Below are 16,630 nucleotides of genomic sequence, written 5' to 3'. Positions count from 1 at the left end.
GGGCGCACCCACCCCCGCAGCAGAGTCGAAAGACTCCACACCACCTGCTCTGTACACCAGGGGTTCCGAACCGCGCGAAAAACCCGGGACCGCGCAAAACCGACGGATATGGCGTAATCCGCTGGTAGGTAGGGTTTTACGGTTGGGCTGCAGGTCCGGGCGGTTCGCGCTCGGCTCGGTTGTGGCGTACCCGCCGAGGGACAGCCCAGGTTTGATCGGCACGTCGCCTGTGCACCGGCATCGAGGCAAGCCGCTTGTACTGATCGTTCGTTCGGGAACCTGTGGCCCGCCGGTGCGTCGATCTTCCGGTCGACAGCTCGAATGCAGAACGGACACATCAATGCTGGGCGCGGCTCAGCACGCCTCTTGCCGAGCCTCCGGCAGCTCTGCAATCCTCTCGACCAGCCGCACTCCAGTGACCAGCGTCGGCTCGATGGCCACAATCGTGTCCGTCACACCGTCAGCCCACGGCCGTAGGAGCGTTTCATAGTGCGCGACACGTCGCGGGTCGGCGACCGTGCGGGCGATGCCAGTGACGACGACCGACCAGCCCAGTTGGGTGACGGGATCGATGTCGTCGGCCTCATAGGCGACGACCACGTTGGTGTAGGCCCGGACCTCGGAAGTCAGTCGCGACGTCAATGTGGTTCGCACGATGATGATTTCACCGTTTTCGACGAAGTGGTTCACCGGGCGTATCGCGGGCATGGCCTCGCGGGTGAATACGACCCGACCGAAGGGCACGCCGGCCAGCAGGCGCAGCGCCTCGGGCCGCGCTATATCGACGACACTCCGGATGGTCCCACGCATGACGCGACACCCCCTTTCTCGTACGGCTTCGCATTCTCGGTCGCTCGGGTCCATGTGACCATCGATCGAGGGTCGGCAACCAGGGCCGAACGTCCTTGGCCGCGCGAACAACTCGACCTTCGTCCAAATGCAGTTCGTCCCGGCCGCCGACATACGCCGACCGCGAATTCAGGTTTCGATGGCCGGGCTCAGATGCCGCCATTCGGCTTCCCAGCCCAGATTCCGGACTACGGTCAGCACCAGATCCACGCAACACAGCAGTCCGATCCCGATCACGCACGTGAGCAGCCAGACCGTAAGGCCCGTCCCGATTCCTTCGAATGCGGCGGACTCCGGATTCACCGGTCCATCACCCGGCTTGCCGTCGCGCCCCAGCCAAACCGTCACCACGGATCCGACCGGGGTCGGTGCGTCCAGCGTCGCGGTGCCGGTCACGCCAGTATCGTCGCGCGTCCACTGCACCGGAGTCTCGTAGTGGTCCTGCCGGTAAGGAGTTACCGCCGACGCCAACGACGCCTTACCCGTGACCGTCGCCGGCACCTGGGTCATTGCCGCGTTGTCGGCTTCGATCACCGCTGCCGAATGCGTGTAGGTGACGGTGCCGATCGCACCCGCGACCGGCAGCATCAGCACGACCAGCACGACGAGCGCCGCCCGGAGCACCGATTCACAGCGATCCGATCCGCGCATCAGCGGATTCCTGCTCCACGGCCTCATACGCCAAATACGTAGCGACAGACTGTCATTCGACGTCACTGCCAGTCTCCTCAGACCTCGGACTGCCGTGTCGACCATGATTCCTCCTGGCCACGGTGATGAGATGAGCATCCCGCCGCGCGCCGCCGCGCCCCAGAGACGAAGGTCCCGTTCACCTCGGGTCCTCGGCCTCAGAAGATGGGATTACCGGCCCGGCGCAGTGCCAGCGATCTCATTCGACTCCAGCCTGCGAAACAGCTGCTTCCGACACCGGCTCGAAGTCGACCAGATCGGGCGTTCCTCGAAAGAAGTCGCGGCAGACGCCGGCTGCCATGGCCAGAGAGGCGACGGTTTCGGGGATCACGAGCAGACCGAACTGCGGGATCTTGCAGGCGAACAGAATCACCGGGAGGTAGCAGGTGAACGAAGCGGCCACGGCATCGGACAGGAAGCGGAAGGCAGGGTCGCCGGTTCGGCCAGCCTCGCGCCACATCAAATAGATCTCGCTCGCGCCGACCGCGAGCAGCGGGACATTGCGGTCCACTCAATATCCGACGGGGTCTCGCTCGTCCCAGCTGTTGAACGGGCTTGCCAGCAGGATCAAACGCGCCGCCGAAAGCCCCAGCAGCGATTTCGTGAAGCCATCCCATCGAGGTGGCCATCTCCCCGAGCCCGATCAAGCTCGCCCGCCGTCACCGCCAGCTCAGCTATCCCCGATCCTCGCCGCGAGCCATCGACACCGCACACAGCGCCAGATGTGCGGTGTCACCCGCGGCAAGCAAGGTGAAGGCCTCTTCGAACCGCGCGGCCGTGTCGCGGTGCTCGTGCGGAACCCGCTCGCGATTGCGGCGCATCGCGATGACCAGACCCCAGAAGATTGCCAAAGTACGAGACGTTGAACACCAACTCGAACCGTTTGCGGGCTGTATGCCATGGTGGCTCCTCATCATTCGATTCGATGACGATCGGGCTGGAATTGTTCGCTCGCCGGTAGCAGGGCCCAAGGTCCCCTGATGCCGAACATCGGATGGACTTACCCATCGATACTTCCGACCGCCCGATGACTATGGTCCCGCGACTGCGGGCACGAGTCCTCTCATCGAATTCGGCCGCGCCGACCAGGCTGGATCACATGGCGCACAACACATCCCGCATCGCAATCGTCTATGCGACGGCACAGGGCTCCACCCGGGAGATCGCCGCCTTCATCGGTGACTGCCTCACCGCCCGCGGCGCAACCGTTGAGGTCGCCGACGCCGAACACGCCCCCGACCTCTCCCGATTCGACGTCGTCATCCTTGGCAGCGCCGTCCACAACCGGGCACTGCTCCCGGCGCTGACCAGCTATGTCGACTCCCACCGCGACGAGCTCCTCGCGCGTGATGTTTGGCTCTTCAGCGTCGGCATCGGACCAGCCCTGCGCGGCCCGATCGGCACGTTCTTCGGGCGAGCGGTGCCCAACCAGATCCGCGTGGTGCGCGACCAGGCCGGCGCGCACGCATATCGAGCCTTCGCAGGCCATTACGAACGCGCCGGAGTCTCCCTGGGCGCCCGCACCATGTTCCGCCTGCTCGGTGGCACCCGCTACGGCGACCTGCGCGACTGGCCCGCCATCGGCACCTGGGCCACGTCCATAGCAATGCTCTGAAACTTCCTTCCCCCCAATACATTCCAGCCCACCCCTGATCACGTGAAGGCAGAAAGATGATCGACGACGAGGACACCCAGATCCGTTTCGTCCTGGAAAGACTCACCCGCCGCCACCCCGACCTGGCCCACGACGACGTCGCCGCGATCGTCGGTCGCGCCCACGCCCACTTCACCGATTCCCGGGTCCGCAAATTCGTGCCGTTGCTCGTCGAGCGCCGAGTGAGGATCGAACTCGCGAGCCTGGCGAGCTGAGCCAGGGCTTCGCGACGCCGAGTCCCGTCCATCGCCTCAGCAGCCCAGCCACCGAAACCTCCTGAACCGCAACGCTATCGACCATGGCGTCACGACCTGCCGTGAGACCAGATCGATGCCCGGCCTCGAGCCCCTCCACACAGGCCTCACACTGCGAGGACGAGGAGATACCTCCGATGACGAGGGCTCGTCTCTTTCTGCTTCCGCCCATCAGCGAGGGCCTGGTTGGCCCCGCAGTGACTGAACGAGGACGACATGCCATCGCGAGGAATCATTCCCCTGGGCCGGATCGCCGGTGTCCCGATCGCGGCGCACTGGTCGGCGCTGGCGACGGTGGGACTGTTCACCTGGATATTGGCGACCCATCTGCGTGGTACCGCGAGCACCGCAGTCATCTGGGCCGCGGCGAGCGTGGGCGCGGTCGTGCTGATCTGCTGCCTGCTCGCGCACGAGTTGGCACACTCGATCGTGGCCCGCCGCAACAACATCGGGGTCGCCCGCATCGAGCTGTGGCTGCTCGGTGGCGCGTCGGAACTCACCGGCGAACCGCGTGATGCCCGCACAGATCTCCGCGTCGCGATCGCCGGCCCGACGACCAGCCTGGCGATCGGTGGCGTCGCGTTCGTCGCGGCCACCATTTCCTCGATCCTGTCCCCCGATGGTCCGGTGACGGCGACTTTGACCTGGCTCGCCACCGTCAATGTCGTTCTCGCCGTGTTCAATTTGATTCCGGGCGCGCCCCTGGACGGCGGACGGGTGCTGCGCGCGGTGCTGTGGCAGCGCGGCGGAGACCGGCTGCGCGCCGAGACCGGTGCCGCACGCAGCGGGCAGTTCGTCGGTCTGACACTGGGTATCATCGGCATCGCGGAGATCATCCTGCTCCGTGGGGTGGGTGGTCTGTGGCTGATGCTGCTGGGCTGGTTCCTCTACACAGCCGCCAACTCCGAACTGACGCTCGCGGGATTGCGACACCAGTTGGGTGACACCAGGATCGGCGAAATCATGACCCCCGCCCCGCAGACCGTCCCCGCCGAATGGTCGGTCTCGGAGTTACTGCACTCGGATGTGACCCACTCCCACCATCGAGTCTTTCCTGTGGTCGATACCGCCGGGCGGCCACAAGCAGTACTGGCCTGGGCCGACCTACTCCGCACCCGTGACTCCGCACGAGCCGACGCCCCGGTGACCGCCCTCTCCCACCCCTTCCTCAACGGCGCGATCGCTCACACCGGCGACCTGCTCGGCGACGTCGCCGCCCGAGTCGTCCTGCGCCCCAACATGGATGCCATCGCCGTAGTCGACGACGCCGGTCGGCTGACCGGCATCGTGACGGCCACCGACCTGACCCTGGCCTGCAACCGTTCGGCTCTCGGCCTCCCCATCCGCACCCACCAGAACTGATTCTCCGACCGTCGTGCCGTTGACCGAACCACATCGAAACGGCACGGCTATCATTCGCTCAGCGCTACGCACGGAAAGGTGTTCGCGGGGGTGGTGTTCGAGTCAGGGACGCAGTTCGCCGGATACACGATCTAACGTCGACTGGGGGCTGATGACATGGGCATGGCCTATGGTCAGGCATCCGCGGCTATCGCGCTGGGACGCTTTGAAGGTCCTGAAAGAGGATGCGACCGCCGATCCGAACTCGCCTCGACGTTTCGTCCGCGAGGCGACCCTGGCCGCCGAACTCGGCCATCCCGATATCGCCCAATATCGTGCAGATCTACGCTTGCAGCCAGGGCGACACCGAACGGCTCTGGATCGTAATGCGATACATCTCGGGCGGAGACCCCACCGTTCGCCTCGCCCGCTGTTCGACTCATCGCCCAGGTCGCGACCGGACTCGATCACGCGCACCGCGACGGCGTGCTGCATCGCGACATCAAGCCGGCCAATCTGCTTATCGATACGGCGGGCGGCGGCGAGAGAGCAGTCGTCTCCGATGTCGGAATCGCGCGCGTCGTCGACGCTACGCTGTCCGCGGTGCCCGCGGGATTGACCGTCGCCTACGCCGCGCCGGAACGATTCGACGTGGACACCGTGCTCGACCATCGCACCGACCCTGGGCTGCAACGTTCTACGAACTGTTGACCGGCAGTCCCCCCTTCCCGTCGGCAACAAGTACGTGGTGATGGCCGCGCACCTGAGCAAGGAGCCACCGTGCCCGAGTGCGAAAGTTCCCGGACTTCCTTCCGGATTGGACGCTGTCATCGTCGCCGCTTTGGCCAAACGCCCGGCTGACCGTTACGACACCTGCGCGGCGCCGGCGACCGCGGCCCGACAAGCGATGGACGACGTAGCCTGCGCCAAATCAACACCCGCGCAGGCTGATTCAACCGCAGCGGCGTCTTCGAGGCGGTCGGTGTACCGCAGCGAGTCGTCGAAGTTGACGCGACCCACCATCCGCGGCCCGTGCGGTAGCAGAAAAAACCTCTGTGCCAATAGGTCTCCGTGTCTGTCGACAATGTGACCCGACTCGACACACCCGTCGAACAATGGCCCTCGCCCGTCGATGAAGCCCATAACCAGCGTTGGACCCGGGCAATGACGTCGTCGTCGCAGATCCGCAGCTGCTGATCCGAGATCCGCCGCAGCAGAGCGCGCCAGCGCTGCCCGATCTCGAATGCGGTTCCGGCGCTGTCGATATCGGAAACCACGCACGGACCAGCGGTGAAATTTGGGCCGAAACCACAGCAACGGAGGCTAGTTCGCCACCGCCGACGACCTCCTCCCCGGCATCGTCGGCAGCCGCTGATCATCCGGTAGCCGCCGCATCACGACGATCGGTTCCTCCGGGCCGCCCGCCGGATCCGACAACCAGGCCAAACCGAGGTACACCTGCGGTGAGAGTCGGCGATCGACCTCGAGCTCCCGCAGGCAGGTCCGTGGGCGGGCTTCGACGTCCCGGGATCGCCAACACCGGTCACGGTTGGTCGCTTCATCTGGTACACCTTGTCCCCGCACAGCAGAACCACCCCGGTGAGCGTCTCGATCACCTCGGCGGGCGGCGTGATCATGGCAGCGATTTCTCGCGCGCCGCCGAGTCCGCCGCGGCCTCCGTCTCGCGGGCGAAGAACCGGCCCATATCGCTGATCGTGCTCATCAGCGGCGCCGGGAACACCACGGTGGTGTTCTTGTCGACGCCCAGTTCGACCAGGGTCTGAAGATTGCGCAACTGCAGCGCGAGCGGGTGCGCGATCATCGTGTCGGAAGCCTCGCCGAGAGCCGCAGCGGCCAGCGACTCCCCCTCGGCGGCAATAATTTTCGCGCGCTTCTCGCGTTCGGCTTCGGCCTGCCGGGCCATCGCCCGCTTCATGGTGTCGGGCAGTTGGATGTCCTTGAGCTCCACCAGTGTGACTTCGACGCCCCATTCCAGGGTGGTGGTGTCGAGAATCTTGCGGATGTCGGCATTGATGGCGTCGGTTTCGGCCAGCGCCTGGTCGAGCGTGTGCTGGCCGACGACCTTGCGCAGGGTGGTCTGTGCGATCTGGTCGATTGCCGCGTAGACGTTTTCGATCGCCACCACCGACTTCTCGGCGTCGACGATCCGGAAGTAGGCGACCGCGGAGATGTCCACGCTCACGTTGTCGCGGGTGATGATGCCCTGCGACTGGATCGGCATGGTCACGATCCGCATCGACACCGTCCGCAACCGGTCGATGACCGGAACGATGAAGTTCAGCCCGGGCTCCCGCACCGCGACTACCCGGCCGAGCCGGAACAGTACGCCCTTCTGAAATTGCAAGATGACCCGAATCGACAGTGCCGCAACGCCGATCAGCGCCAGGACCGCGACGACACCTACGATGGCAAACGCATTCACGTCTACTCCTAGATCTACAGACACCGTCGATCCCACCGCGTTCGCCAACCGCCGACCAGGGTCTCCAGTCGCGCAAAGGACCGACCATCGCCGCCCTGGAGACGACCGAAGACCCTCGTCCGGAGCCGGGCCACCGGGTCTGCTGGTGAGATGTCGAAAAGTCAGCGCTACGCGGATTCCGTACTGCAAGTTTCTGTGGGCCACCAGGTCCCCGGTGGCGGGGCCGAATACGCCCGAGAGAAGATCGATCGGGCGCTCGCCTTCGCGCCCGAACCGGTGTTGTCGGCACGGGTGCGTCTCACCGCACACCATGATCACGCGGCGTCGAATCCCGTGATCGCCCAGGCGAATGTGAATATGGACGGGCGCGCGGTCCGAGTCCAGGTGGCCGCCACGACCGGCCGGGAAGCGGTCGATCTGCTCGAGGTCCGATTGAAGGAGCGCTTCGAGCGGCTGGCTCGGCATTGGGAAGCGATTCGTGGCCGCAACGCGGTAGCGGGACCCCGCGAGTGGCGTCACGGTGGCGCGCCGAGCACCCGTCTGCCCTACTTCCCGCGCGCGTTCGACGAGCGTGAAGTGCTGCGGCGCAAGTCGTTCGCGCTGTCCGAGGAGACCTGTGAGGAGGCCGCCTTCGATATGGACATGATGGATTACGACTTCCATCTGTTCGCCGAATCCGGGAGCGGCGTCGACAGCGTGCTCTACCGTCGCGAGGGCAGCTACCGACTGGCCCAGCTCGATCCGTGCCCGGACACCGTCATCCGGGGCACCGCGGCGATAGCGGTCAGCGCGTTTCCCGCGCCGACCACAAACGTCGAGGGCGCGATCGAGCGACTGGAATTGACCGGGTGGCCGTTCGTCTTCTTCCAGGATCGCGACACCCACCGCGGCTGCGTCCTCTACCACCGCTACGACGGTCACTACGGCCTGCTGACGCCGGCGGCCTGAGCCGCGCCGGTGTGTGGAACGAGGAGCGGTGCGCGTGATTCACGATCGCAGGACAGTTTCCCGACGTGCATGCCGAACGCCGCCGAGCATCTTCGTGATGCCTGGGCCTCCGCCCCGGGGCATCACTGTGTTGGCGCCGGACCGCCCGGTCGCCCTCGCGGTCTCGAGTGTCTTCGCCGTCGGTGGGTACGTCCTGTACGCGGCGTCGAAAATCGTTGATGCCGTACGGCCTTGGGGCACGTGGTCGCCGTTCCAGCAGGCACTGGCAGACGGCTCGATGGGCGCGGGCTTGCGGCGCGGCTATCTATGGCTCGGCCTCGTGGCGGTCGCGTTCGTCGCCGCGGCACTGCCGGTATTCGATCGCCGCGACATCACGGTGGTGTGAGAAGCCCGGGCCAGCCAGGACGCCGCTGCTGCCGGTCTCGTCTGTCGCCTGGGCCGCCGGGTTCGTCATCGGCTGGTCGATGGGGAGGGACAGACGAGGACCGGACAGGGGGAGCGGTGCAGGAGATCACGGGCGAAAGGTCCGCTGGCCTCAACCGGACCTCCTGAAGCCCTGGCAATGCACCACAATCGGAGACAGTCGAATACGCGATCTCACCAGTCTCCGCGACTGACATTCGGCCGCAGCCGGGCATCGACCGACCAGCGGCGACGTCGTCGTCGTCGAACGTCAGCGACGCTGGCGAGTTCGGCAAGTGCGACATCCGACGACCCTGGCGTTACACGGCCTACCAGGTGCACAGCGCGGTTACGCTGGCCGGGCGCTGTCCGTGCTGTCGCCTCCGCGCGTTGCCACCCGGAAAGAAATCCCCCTTGCTCACCACGCCTTTCGAGGTCACTGAATGTGCGACACCGACGCGGGGACCGGTTGAAGGATGCGCGGCATGAGCTGGTGCACCTGTGCGCTGAGCACGTCGAGCGATTCTTCGTCTCCTGACAGATAACCGAGAAGAGCTTGCTGGAACAGCCCGTCGAGCATGCCGTAGGCCGTGTTCGGGGTCAGCGACGGCTCAACGCCGCACAATTGGGCGTATCGGTTCACCACACGCCAGGTCATCTCCTCGAGGGCGCGATCGATCTGGCCGACTGCCTCGCGCAGGCTCTGCTCGAACATGCTCTGGGACCGCAGGTCGTACCAGAGCCGGTGCATCGGGGCTTCTTCGACGATGGTCTCGCGCAGCTTGTCGGTGAAGGCGACCAGCAGGCCCTCCGGGGACGTGGCATCGGCGACCACGTGGTCGTAGCGGGTCACACACCTCTGCTTGTAGTACTTCACGCAGTAGACGATCAGCTGAAGCTTGTCGCTGAAGTAGTAGTGCACAACCCCGTGGGAGAACTCGGAGTTGTTCGCGATTTCGCGCAGCGAGGACTTGGCGTAGCCGAGCTCGCCGAGTGTGCGAAGCGCCGACTCCGCCAGTGCGCGGCGGCGCAGGTCGTGCTTGTCGATCGGATTGGCTCGCGGCATGCGCACAGTCCTCTTCAGTCCAGCGGTACCGACCGATCCTACCCGGAACTCTTGACGAACGGACAAAGGAGTCTTGACAGTCGACAAAGAAAGTCTTGACATGTGTCAAAGGAAAGAGCATCGTGTGAGCGGCATCACCCCAGCAAAGGAGCGCGAATGACCCCCATGGACCTGAACGGACGCACCGCCCTTGTCACAGGCGGCGCACAAGGACTCGGCGAAGCGATGGTCCGGGCGCTGGCCGACGCCGGAGCGAAAGTCGTCATCGCCGACATCCAGGACGACCTCGGCGCCAAGCTCGCCGAGACCCTCGGCGAGGGCCACGGCTTCGTGCACCTCGATGTCACCGACGACGTGTCCTGGTCCGCGGCGATGGCCTCGGCTGTCGCAGAGCTCGGCGGCCTGGACATCCTCGTCAACAACGCCGGCGTGGAGATCACCAGCCTGCTCGTCGACCTCGACCCCGACCAGGCACGAACGATGCTCGACATCAACGTCCTGGGCACCGCGCTCGGTATCAAGCACGCCTTCCGCACCATGCGCCCCGGCGGCGCGGTCGGCAACGGCGGAACCATCATCAATATCGCCTCGGTTGCCGCGACCATCGCGTTCCCGGCGATCTCGATCTACTCGGCCACCAAGTCCGCCATCGACCGACTGACCCGGGTCGCGTCGATGGAGAGCGGCAAGCTCGGTTACGGCGTCCGCGTCAACTGTGTCTACCCCGGCCTGGTGCCCAACCGGATGGGTGCCGGCCTCGCTGCAGACGTCGCACGAATCGGGCTGTTCCCCTCAACGGAAGAGGCGGTCAACGCGGTGGTCGGGCTCACCCCGTCCGGGCGACTGGCCTCCCCCGAGGACATCGCGGACGCGGTGGTCTTCCTCGCCTCCGACAAATCTGCCTTCGTCAACGGCGCCGGTCTTCCGGTCGACGGTGGCATGGGTATGTGAAGCCGACCCGAACAGAGAAGAAGGAAGAGAGAGCCATGACCACCAAACCCGTCGTCGTCTACGGGGCCTCCGGCTACACCGGCCGGCTGGTCTGTGAGTACCTGCGCGAGTTCGGCATCCCGTTTCTCGCCGCCGGGCGCAACAGCGCCAAGATCAAAGCCTCGATGGAATCGAACGTGCCCGGCATCGAAACCGCCGATTATGAGATCGCCGAGGTCTCCCACGACGTGGCTTCCCTGACCGAGCTGTTCCGCGGCGCGTCGGTGGTGTGCAACACCGTGGGGCCGTTCAGCACCTACGGTCCGGCGGTGGTGGAAGCCTGCCTCGCGGCCGGGGCGCACTACCTCGACACCACTGGCGAGCAGGATTGGCTGATGACCTGCGACGAGACCTATGGCGCCGAGTTCGCCGCGGCGGGCCTGCTGCTGTCGCCGGGCCTGGCCCAGATGTACACCACCGGCGAGATCGCCGCCGAGCTGTGCCTGGAAAAGCCGGGTCTGGACACCCTCGACATCGCAGTGTTCTGGGGCGGTTCCCCGACGATCGCCTCGACCCGCACCATCCTGGTCAACGCCGCGACATCCCGGGCGCACTACCTGCAGCAGAACGCCTATGTCGAGTTCGACCCGGCGCAGGGTTTGGTGCCGCTGGTCGTCCCCGGCCAGCACGAACTCGCGATGTCACTGCCGTGGGGCGGCACCTCGCACCCGGTGTGGTACAAGCGTGACCCGCGGGTCGCGAACTGCAAGGCCCAGGGCGGTGTCTTCAACGCGGCACTGATGCACGGCGTGCCCCAGATCGTGGGGCAAGCGCTCGAAGCGACCAAGGACATGGGCCCCGAGGCCCGCAACGAGGCACTCACAGCCACCGCCGCGCAAATAATGAACGAGATGCCGCCGCGGGAGAACCCGCGATTGAACAAGTCACTGGACTCGGTGCACGCCTCCGGGCCTCTGGGGCGCGCGCACTGCGTGATCCACGGTAACCAGAACTACAAGCAGACCGGCCTGCTGCAAGCCTTCGCGGCATCCTGGTTGCTGCAGCAGCCACCGAACAAATACGGTTTCGCGTCCGGCTGCAAGGCGTTCGGACACCGCCAGCTACTGGGCCAGCTGCGCGCGTTCGGCTTGGTGGCCGAGCCGGTCCTGACCTTCCAAGGCAACTAGATGCGGCTCATCGACTACCTGGACAAGGGGGCGTCGCTGGACCCCGGCGCCCCCTGTTTGGTCTGTGACGGCGAAGTAAGGACCTACGCGCAGGTTCAGCAGCTCAGTGGCCGGATCGCCTCGGCCCTGGCCGCACACGGCATCGCAGCGGGCGACAAGGTCGCGATCTTGTCGGCCAACGATCCGACCGCGTTCACCTGCGTCTTCGGAATCAGCCGCGCCGGAGCTGTCTGGTGCCCCATCAACCCACGCAACGCGGCCGCGGAAAACAGCGAACTTCTCGACCTGTTCGAGTGTTCGCTGCTGTTGTTCCAGGCGACGTTCGCGCCGCTGGTGGAATCGATCCGCGCCGCACTACCGCACCTGCGCACACTGGTGTGCATCGACGACGAGGTGGAATGGGCTCTCGGCTGGCAGGAGTTCCTCGCCGCGGGGGGCGATCCGGTCGACCGCCACGCACCCGACGATCTCGCGATGATCGCCGGCACCGGCGGAACGACCGGACGCCCCAAGGGAGTGATGCTCACCGGCACCAATATCGAGACGATGACGGCGATCACCCTGATGAGCTACCCCTGGCCGCCAGGCGGGGGGCGGCCGAGCTATCTGGCCCTGGCTCCGCTCACCCACGCCGCCGGGGTGCTCTGCTTCCCGATTCTGTGTCGTGGCGGATCGATCGTCATCATGCGCAGGCCTGACATCGCAGAGTTCCTCGACAATGTCGAAACCCACCGCATCACCCACACCTTCCTTCCGCCGACGCTGATCTACATGGTTTTGGACCATCGGTCACTGGACGGCCGAGACCTGTCGTCGCTGCAATGCTTCTGGTATGGGGCAGCGCCGATGTCGTCGTCGCGGCTCGAAGAGGCATTGACGCGGATCGGGCCGGTGATGGCCCAGCTGTTCGGACAGACCGAAGCGCCGATGATGATCTCCACGATGTCACCGTCGGACCACTTCGCCGACGACGGAACGATCGCCCGTGACCGCCTGTCTTCGGCAGGACGGCCTGCACCGCTGGTGACAGTCGCCATCATGTCCGAAGACGGGCGGCTGCTTCCTCGCGGCGACCGCGGCGAGATCGTCGTACGCGGCTCACTGGTCATGCGCGGCTACTACAACAACGAAGCAGCCACGCAGGAGGCTTCGGCGCTGGGCTGGCATCACACCGGCGATATCGGTTATCTCGATGAGGACGGTTACCTGTTCATCGTCGATCGTGCCAAGGACATGGTGATCACCGGCGGGTTCAATGTGTATTCGACCGAAGTCGAGCAGGCACTCATGGCGCACCCGGCCGTGGCCGACTGCGCGGTGATCGGGCTACCGGATGAAAAGTGGGGTGAGCGATTGACCGCCGTACTCGAGCTCCGGCCGGGCACCTCCGTGGATACGGCGGAACTGACGACCTTCGTCAAAGCGCGCATCGGCAGCGTCAAAACACCCAAGCAGGTCGAAATCTGGCAGGACCTACCGCGCTCCAAGATCGGCAAGGTGCTCAAGACGGAGATCAAAAAGCACCTGCTCGAACCGGACGCACCACGATAGCGGATCTTCCCGGAGGCGGAAGCGGCCCTCGAACAGCTCCGATGCTGGTCAAGGGCCTTTCCGTGGCAGCTGCCGATGCCGGTTCGCCGCCGACCCATTCGATCTTGTCGATGCCGGTGATCCCACGGCTGGACGGGGCGGTCCGTCGCTCCAACACCCGGCGCGGCTGGTGGCGACCTTGTCGAAGCTGCGGGAGGTCCTCGGGCGCCAGTTTCAGCAAGACCGCGTCTGGGCACAGGGAGGTCTCCTTCGAGGAGTTCCAGCGCTACAAGGAGCTGACCAGCTACTCGTAGCCCGCGTGTGAAACGACGTCGCACAGCTGCCCCCGATTCGGCCGTGAGGGCCCAGAGACGATACCCACGCCAGCGTCATGCAGGCCCTGACCACCGACTGCACCAAGCGCCTCATCCCACCCAGCAGCACTATCCGCTCGGCGAAGAACTAGCGAGAAGCCTTGGAGCCCTGCGACTTATCCGGTCAGGGCCTCGGCAGACCCAGCTGCGCGCAGGCCAACAATGCGACCTCGATGTCGAGCCTGCGTTCGGTGAGCGGATGTCCCAGTAGCTCTTCGACTTTGCGAACCCGGTAGTGGACGGTGTTCTTGTGGACGTGCAGCCGGGCGGCGGCATCGGTGTAGCTGCCGCGGGCGTCGAGAAAGGCGCGGACCGTCTCACGTAGCCGCCCGGCGGTCTCGTCTCCGCCCATGAGCCCGCCCAGTACTCGACGGGCCCACGCCTCCACCTCGGGCAGGTGGTCGGCGAACAGAGCGGCCAGTGCCACGTCCGAATACGCCGTCAGCCCGCGTCCGCGCGTGGCCAGCGCGACCGCCCGGGCGGCCTGGGCGTCCCGGAAGGTCTGCCGGAAGCCGTCCAGACCAGTGGCCGAATCACCCACGGCCATGGACAGATTCGCGTATGCGCTCAGGTCGCGCTCCAATCGTGTGGTGTCGAGCGCGGGTCGGCTCACCGAGGCGATCCAGATCCAGCGGGTGTGGTCGTCGATCTCGATGGTCATCGGCGTCTTCTCGGTGGCGGCGGCCACCAGCGCGGTGCCCGCCCGCAGCACCGCGGCCGGATCGCGGGTCGCCGGCGGAGTCCACAACAGGACGAACTGGTGCCACCCGCGCAGTGAGGCCGACAGCATCTGCTCGGCCGAGGCCAGATCGAGGTCCTCGGCGTCGAGTACGGCGCGCACCTGGGCGGCGCGGGCGGCGTCGGTGCGCGCGTCCCAGCGGCGGCGTTCGCTGGCGTAGATGTCGATCAGGCCCTCGATCACCCGATCGATGTAACCGTTGACCAGTGCCGCGATGCGCGCGGCAGTGGCCAGGGCGACCTCGGTCGACGGGCTCAGCTCGGCCAGCACGGTCAGGATCCACTGCCCGAACATGTGCTCGCCGAGCCGGTAAGCACGCAACAGCGCCTCCAACGACAGATCGTGCTGGGCGAAGCGGCGGGCGTATTCGGCGGCGGCCGGCGGCACGGCGAAGTCGTCGAGACCGATGGCCAGGGTGAGCATGTCCAGCATGGCCGCGAGGTTGGACTCGGTGCTGGCCACCATCAGCCTGCGTACCTCGTCGTCGTGCCGGAACTCGGGGATGACCTCGACGAACATCGAGATCATCGTGGGTGTCAGCCGGTTCAGGTCGACCTTGATCCGACTCGCCACCTCACGCACGAGGGGATCATTGTCGAGGGCCATGGCCGCTGACAGTACTCCCGCGCAGCGCCGGAACCGCGCGGTTTGTGCTCGTGGCACAACACGGCCACACAACGCTGGGCCGCCGGCCCGTGGTCCCCGCCGGATACGCGTCCTACCTTGAGTGATGTAACCCATGTCACATCTGTCACGGTGAGGAATCATGCGACACATCGCCGAATTGCCCGACGCCAGAGCGGATTCCGCCCCCACCGCACCGAGTCTGGCCGACGACACCACCGCGCTGTCCAACACGGAATTCCGGGCGCGGGTGCGGGTCGCGGCCTCGGCGCTGCACCGTGCCGGTGTGCGCGGCGGTGATGTGGTCGCCGTCGTGCTGCCCAATCGGGTGGAGCTCGTAGTGGCGCTGTTCGCCGCCTGGCGGCTCGGCGCGGCCGTCACTCCGGTGAACCCGGGCCTCGCCGACGACGAAATCCGGTACCAGATAGAGGATTCGGGTGCGACGGTGGTGGTCGGCGAGCCCGGCAGAGTCAGCGTGACACTCGACGTCGCACAGCTCGCGCACCCGGCGGGACCCGTCGCCGCCGCCACGGGCGACGGCACGGCACTGATCATCTACACCAGCGGCACCACGGGCCGCCCGAAAGGCGTTGTGCTCGACCACGCCAACCTCGCTGCCATGTGCGCGATGATCATCGAGGCGCTCGGCCTGGACGAAACCGACCACAGCCTGCTGGTGCTGCCGCTGTTCCACGTCAACGGCATCGTGGTGAGCGTGCTTTCGCCGCTGCTGGCGGGCGGGCGCACCACTCTTGCGGGGAAGTTCTCCGCGACGAGGTTCCTCGGCACCGTCGAACGGGTCCGCCCGACCTATTTCTCCGCGGTGCCCGCCATCTACGCGATGCTGGTGGCGCAACCCGAGACGCATCGCCCGGATCTGTCCTCGCTGCGTCGGGCGATCTGCGGCGCGGCACCGATGCCCGCCGAGCTCATCGCGCGGTTCGAGGAGCGTTTCGGAGTGCCGATCGTGGAGGGGTACGGACTCTCGGAAGGCACCTGCGCCTCCACGCTCAACCCGGTGGCGGGCCCGCGCAAGCCGGGCACCGTCGGCCTGCCGCTGCCCGGCCAGACGGTCGCGATCATGGATCCCGAGGGAAACTTGCTGGGCGCGGGCGAATCCGGTGAAGTCGTGGTCCGCGGCCCGAACGTGATGCGCGGGTACCTCGGAAACCCCGAGGCGACGGCGCAGGCGGTGGTGAACGGCTGGCTGCACACCGGCGATGTGGGCCGTTTCGACGAGGACGGCTATCTGATCCTGGTGGACCGGATCAAGGACATGATCATCCGCGGTGGAGAGAACCTCTACCCCAAGGAGATCGAGAACGCGCTCTACCGGCACCCGGCGGTCCACGAGGCCGCAGTGGTCGGGGTGCCCGACCCGGTGCTGGGCGAGGTGCCCGTCGCCCACGTGGTGACCGTGCCGGAGCTCGTGGTCAGCGCCGAGGAGCTGACCGAACACTGCCGCGACGTGCTCGCACCGTTCAAGGTGCCCGCCGCGATCGTCATCACCGCGGAGCTGCCGCGCAATCCGGTCGGCAAGATCGACAAGAAGCAGCTGCGGGTGTCGGCCTCCCGGGCCTGAACGGCACTGCTCCGCAA

At 66.2% G+C, this 16,630-nt stretch carries 17 protein-coding genes; 10 read left to right on the top strand and 7 right to left on the bottom strand.

Annotation, left to right across the window (positions count from 1 at the left end; genetic code table 11):
* Window positions 1-354: 354 nt before the first annotated feature.
* The 4 genes from ACQP1O_RS17950 to ACQP1O_RS17935 all read right to left on the bottom strand — a co-directional run bounded on the left by ACQP1O_RS17950 (window position 355) and on the right by ACQP1O_RS17935 (window position 2,390).
* Entirely contained in the window at window positions 355-810 is a 456-nt protein-coding gene (locus tag ACQP1O_RS17950) for a pyridoxamine 5'-phosphate oxidase family protein (RefSeq protein WP_433566900.1), read from the bottom strand.
* Between the two features lie 168 nt (window positions 811-978).
* Entirely contained in the window at window positions 979-1,527 is a 549-nt protein-coding gene (locus tag ACQP1O_RS17945; RefSeq protein ID WP_433567717.1) for an Rv1733c family protein, read from the bottom strand.
* A 211-nt stretch (window positions 1,528-1,738) separates the two neighbouring features.
* On the bottom strand, window positions 1,739-2,050 hold the full coding sequence (locus ACQP1O_RS17940) for a hypothetical protein (RefSeq protein ID WP_433566899.1): 312 nt from the start codon (window positions 2,048-2,050) through the stop codon (window positions 1,739-1,741).
* Between the two features lie 163 nt (window positions 2,051-2,213).
* The gene (locus ACQP1O_RS17935) at window positions 2,214-2,390 is read right to left on the bottom strand and encodes a hypothetical protein (protein WP_433566898.1); all 177 of its coding nucleotides are present in this window, start codon (window positions 2,388-2,390) and stop codon (window positions 2,214-2,216) included.
* Window positions 2,391-2,638: 248 nt separating this feature from the next.
* Between ACQP1O_RS17935 and ACQP1O_RS17930 the strand changes: the two genes are divergently transcribed.
* The 4 genes from ACQP1O_RS17930 (at window position 2,639) to ACQP1O_RS17915 (ending at window position 5,499) form a co-directional block, all read left to right on the top strand.
* Window positions 2,639-3,154, top strand: a complete 516-nt coding sequence (locus tag ACQP1O_RS17930; protein WP_433566897.1) for a flavodoxin domain-containing protein — start codon at window positions 2,639-2,641, stop codon at window positions 3,152-3,154.
* Between the two features lie 56 nt (window positions 3,155-3,210).
* Window positions 3,211-3,408 carry a three-helix bundle dimerization domain-containing protein gene (locus tag ACQP1O_RS17925; protein ID WP_433566896.1) on the top strand — a complete coding sequence of 66 codons (198 nt, stop codon included), beginning with the start codon at window positions 3,211-3,213 and terminating at the stop codon, window positions 3,406-3,408.
* Window positions 3,409-3,663: 255 nt separating this feature from the next.
* Window positions 3,664-4,809: a site-2 protease family protein gene (locus ACQP1O_RS17920; protein WP_433566895.1), complete on the top strand. Its 1,146-nt coding sequence runs from the start codon at window positions 3,664-3,666 to the stop codon at window positions 4,807-4,809.
* Window positions 4,810-5,229: 420 nt separating this feature from the next.
* Entirely contained in the window at window positions 5,230-5,499 is a 270-nt protein-coding gene (locus ACQP1O_RS17915; RefSeq protein ID WP_433567716.1) for a protein kinase domain-containing protein, read from the top strand.
* Window positions 5,500-6,421: 922 nt separating this feature from the next.
* Here ACQP1O_RS17915 and ACQP1O_RS17910 read toward each other — a convergent pair.
* Window positions 6,422-7,231 carry a slipin family protein gene (locus ACQP1O_RS17910; RefSeq protein ID WP_433566894.1) on the bottom strand — a complete coding sequence of 270 codons (810 nt, stop codon included), beginning with the start codon at window positions 7,229-7,231 and terminating at the stop codon, window positions 6,422-6,424.
* 150 nt (window positions 7,232-7,381) lie between these two features.
* On the opposite strand from ACQP1O_RS17910, the gene ACQP1O_RS17905 reads away from it, so the two are divergent.
* Complete coding sequence (locus ACQP1O_RS17905) at window positions 7,382-8,179, top strand: ribosome hibernation promotion factor (RefSeq protein WP_433566893.1); 798 nt, start codon at window positions 7,382-7,384, stop codon at window positions 8,177-8,179.
* A 97-nt stretch (window positions 8,180-8,276) separates the two neighbouring features.
* Window positions 8,277-8,564, top strand: coding sequence for a hypothetical protein (locus ACQP1O_RS17900; protein WP_433566892.1), 288 nt, complete (start codon window positions 8,277-8,279; stop codon window positions 8,562-8,564).
* 453 nt (window positions 8,565-9,017) lie between these two features.
* Here the strand turns inward: ACQP1O_RS17900 and ACQP1O_RS17895 are convergent, their stop codons facing one another.
* Window positions 9,018-9,647 (bottom strand): TetR/AcrR family transcriptional regulator, encoded by a 630-nt coding sequence (locus ACQP1O_RS17895; protein ID WP_433566891.1) that lies wholly within the window; start codon window positions 9,645-9,647, stop codon window positions 9,018-9,020.
* 156 nt (window positions 9,648-9,803) lie between these two features.
* Here ACQP1O_RS17895 and ACQP1O_RS17890 point away from each other — a divergent pair, with 156 nt between their 5' ends.
* Genes ACQP1O_RS17890 through ACQP1O_RS17880 form a run of 3 tightly spaced genes read left to right on the top strand, consistent with a single transcriptional unit; the run spans window position 9,804 to window position 13,315 of the window.
* On the top strand, window positions 9,804-10,598 hold the full coding sequence (locus ACQP1O_RS17890) for an SDR family NAD(P)-dependent oxidoreductase (protein WP_433566890.1): 795 nt from the start codon (window positions 9,804-9,806) through the stop codon (window positions 10,596-10,598).
* Between the two features lie 35 nt (window positions 10,599-10,633).
* Entirely contained in the window at window positions 10,634-11,764 is a 1,131-nt protein-coding gene (locus tag ACQP1O_RS17885) for a DUF5938 domain-containing protein (RefSeq protein WP_433566889.1), read from the top strand.
* Window positions 11,765-13,315, top strand: a complete 1,551-nt coding sequence (locus tag ACQP1O_RS17880) for an acyl-CoA synthetase (RefSeq protein ID WP_433566888.1) — start codon at window positions 11,765-11,767, stop codon at window positions 13,313-13,315.
* A 477-nt stretch (window positions 13,316-13,792) separates the two neighbouring features.
* Here the strand turns inward: ACQP1O_RS17880 and ACQP1O_RS17875 are convergent, their stop codons facing one another.
* A complete protein-coding gene (locus tag ACQP1O_RS17875; RefSeq protein WP_433566887.1) occupies window positions 13,793-15,013 on the bottom strand; it encodes a PucR family transcriptional regulator in 1,221 nt (406 codons plus the stop codon).
* A 160-nt stretch (window positions 15,014-15,173) separates the two neighbouring features.
* On the opposite strand from ACQP1O_RS17875, the gene ACQP1O_RS17870 reads away from it, so the two are divergent.
* The gene (locus ACQP1O_RS17870) at window positions 15,174-16,613 is read left to right on the top strand and encodes a class I adenylate-forming enzyme family protein (protein WP_433566886.1); all 1,440 of its coding nucleotides are present in this window, start codon (window positions 15,174-15,176) and stop codon (window positions 16,611-16,613) included.
* The last annotated feature ends 17 nt before the right edge of the window (window positions 16,614-16,630 follow it).

The organism is Nocardia sp. CA-151230, assembly GCF_050942175.1.
GTDB lineage: Bacteria > Actinomycetota > Actinomycetes > Mycobacteriales > Mycobacteriaceae > Nocardia.
Note: the sequence above shows the minus strand (reverse complement) of the source record. Positions and strands in the feature narration are given on the sequence as shown.

Coding starts and splice junctions, on each gene's coding strand:
- ACQP1O_RS17950 (WP_433566900.1), bottom strand. CDS start 810: ATGCGTGGGACCATCCGGAGTGTCGTCGATATAGCGCGGCCCGAGGCG.
- ACQP1O_RS17945 (WP_433567717.1), bottom strand. CDS start 1,527: ATGAGGCCGTGGAGCAGGAATCCGCTGATGCGCGGATCGGATCGCTGT.
- ACQP1O_RS17930 (WP_433566897.1), top strand. CDS start 2,639: ATGGCGCACAACACATCCCGCATCGCAATCGTCTATGCGACGGCACAG.
- ACQP1O_RS17925 (WP_433566896.1), top strand. CDS start 3,211: ATGATCGACGACGAGGACACCCAGATCCGTTTCGTCCTGGAAAGACTC.
- ACQP1O_RS17920 (WP_433566895.1), top strand. CDS start 3,664: ATGCCATCGCGAGGAATCATTCCCCTGGGCCGGATCGCCGGTGTCCCG.
- ACQP1O_RS17905 (WP_433566893.1), top strand. CDS start 7,382: ATGTCGAAAAGTCAGCGCTACGCGGATTCCGTACTGCAAGTTTCTGTG.
- ACQP1O_RS17900 (WP_433566892.1), top strand. CDS start 8,277: ATGCCTGGGCCTCCGCCCCGGGGCATCACTGTGTTGGCGCCGGACCGC.
- ACQP1O_RS17895 (WP_433566891.1), bottom strand. CDS start 9,647: ATGCCGCGAGCCAATCCGATCGACAAGCACGACCTGCGCCGCCGCGCA.
- ACQP1O_RS17890 (WP_433566890.1), top strand. CDS start 9,804: ATGACCCCCATGGACCTGAACGGACGCACCGCCCTTGTCACAGGCGGC.
- ACQP1O_RS17885 (WP_433566889.1), top strand. CDS start 10,634: ATGACCACCAAACCCGTCGTCGTCTACGGGGCCTCCGGCTACACCGGC.
- ACQP1O_RS17880 (WP_433566888.1), top strand. CDS start 11,765: ATGCGGCTCATCGACTACCTGGACAAGGGGGCGTCGCTGGACCCCGGC.
- ACQP1O_RS17875 (WP_433566887.1), bottom strand. CDS start 15,013: ATGGCCCTCGACAATGATCCCCTCGTGCGTGAGGTGGCGAGTCGGATC.
- ACQP1O_RS17870 (WP_433566886.1), top strand. CDS start 15,174: ATGCGACACATCGCCGAATTGCCCGACGCCAGAGCGGATTCCGCCCCC.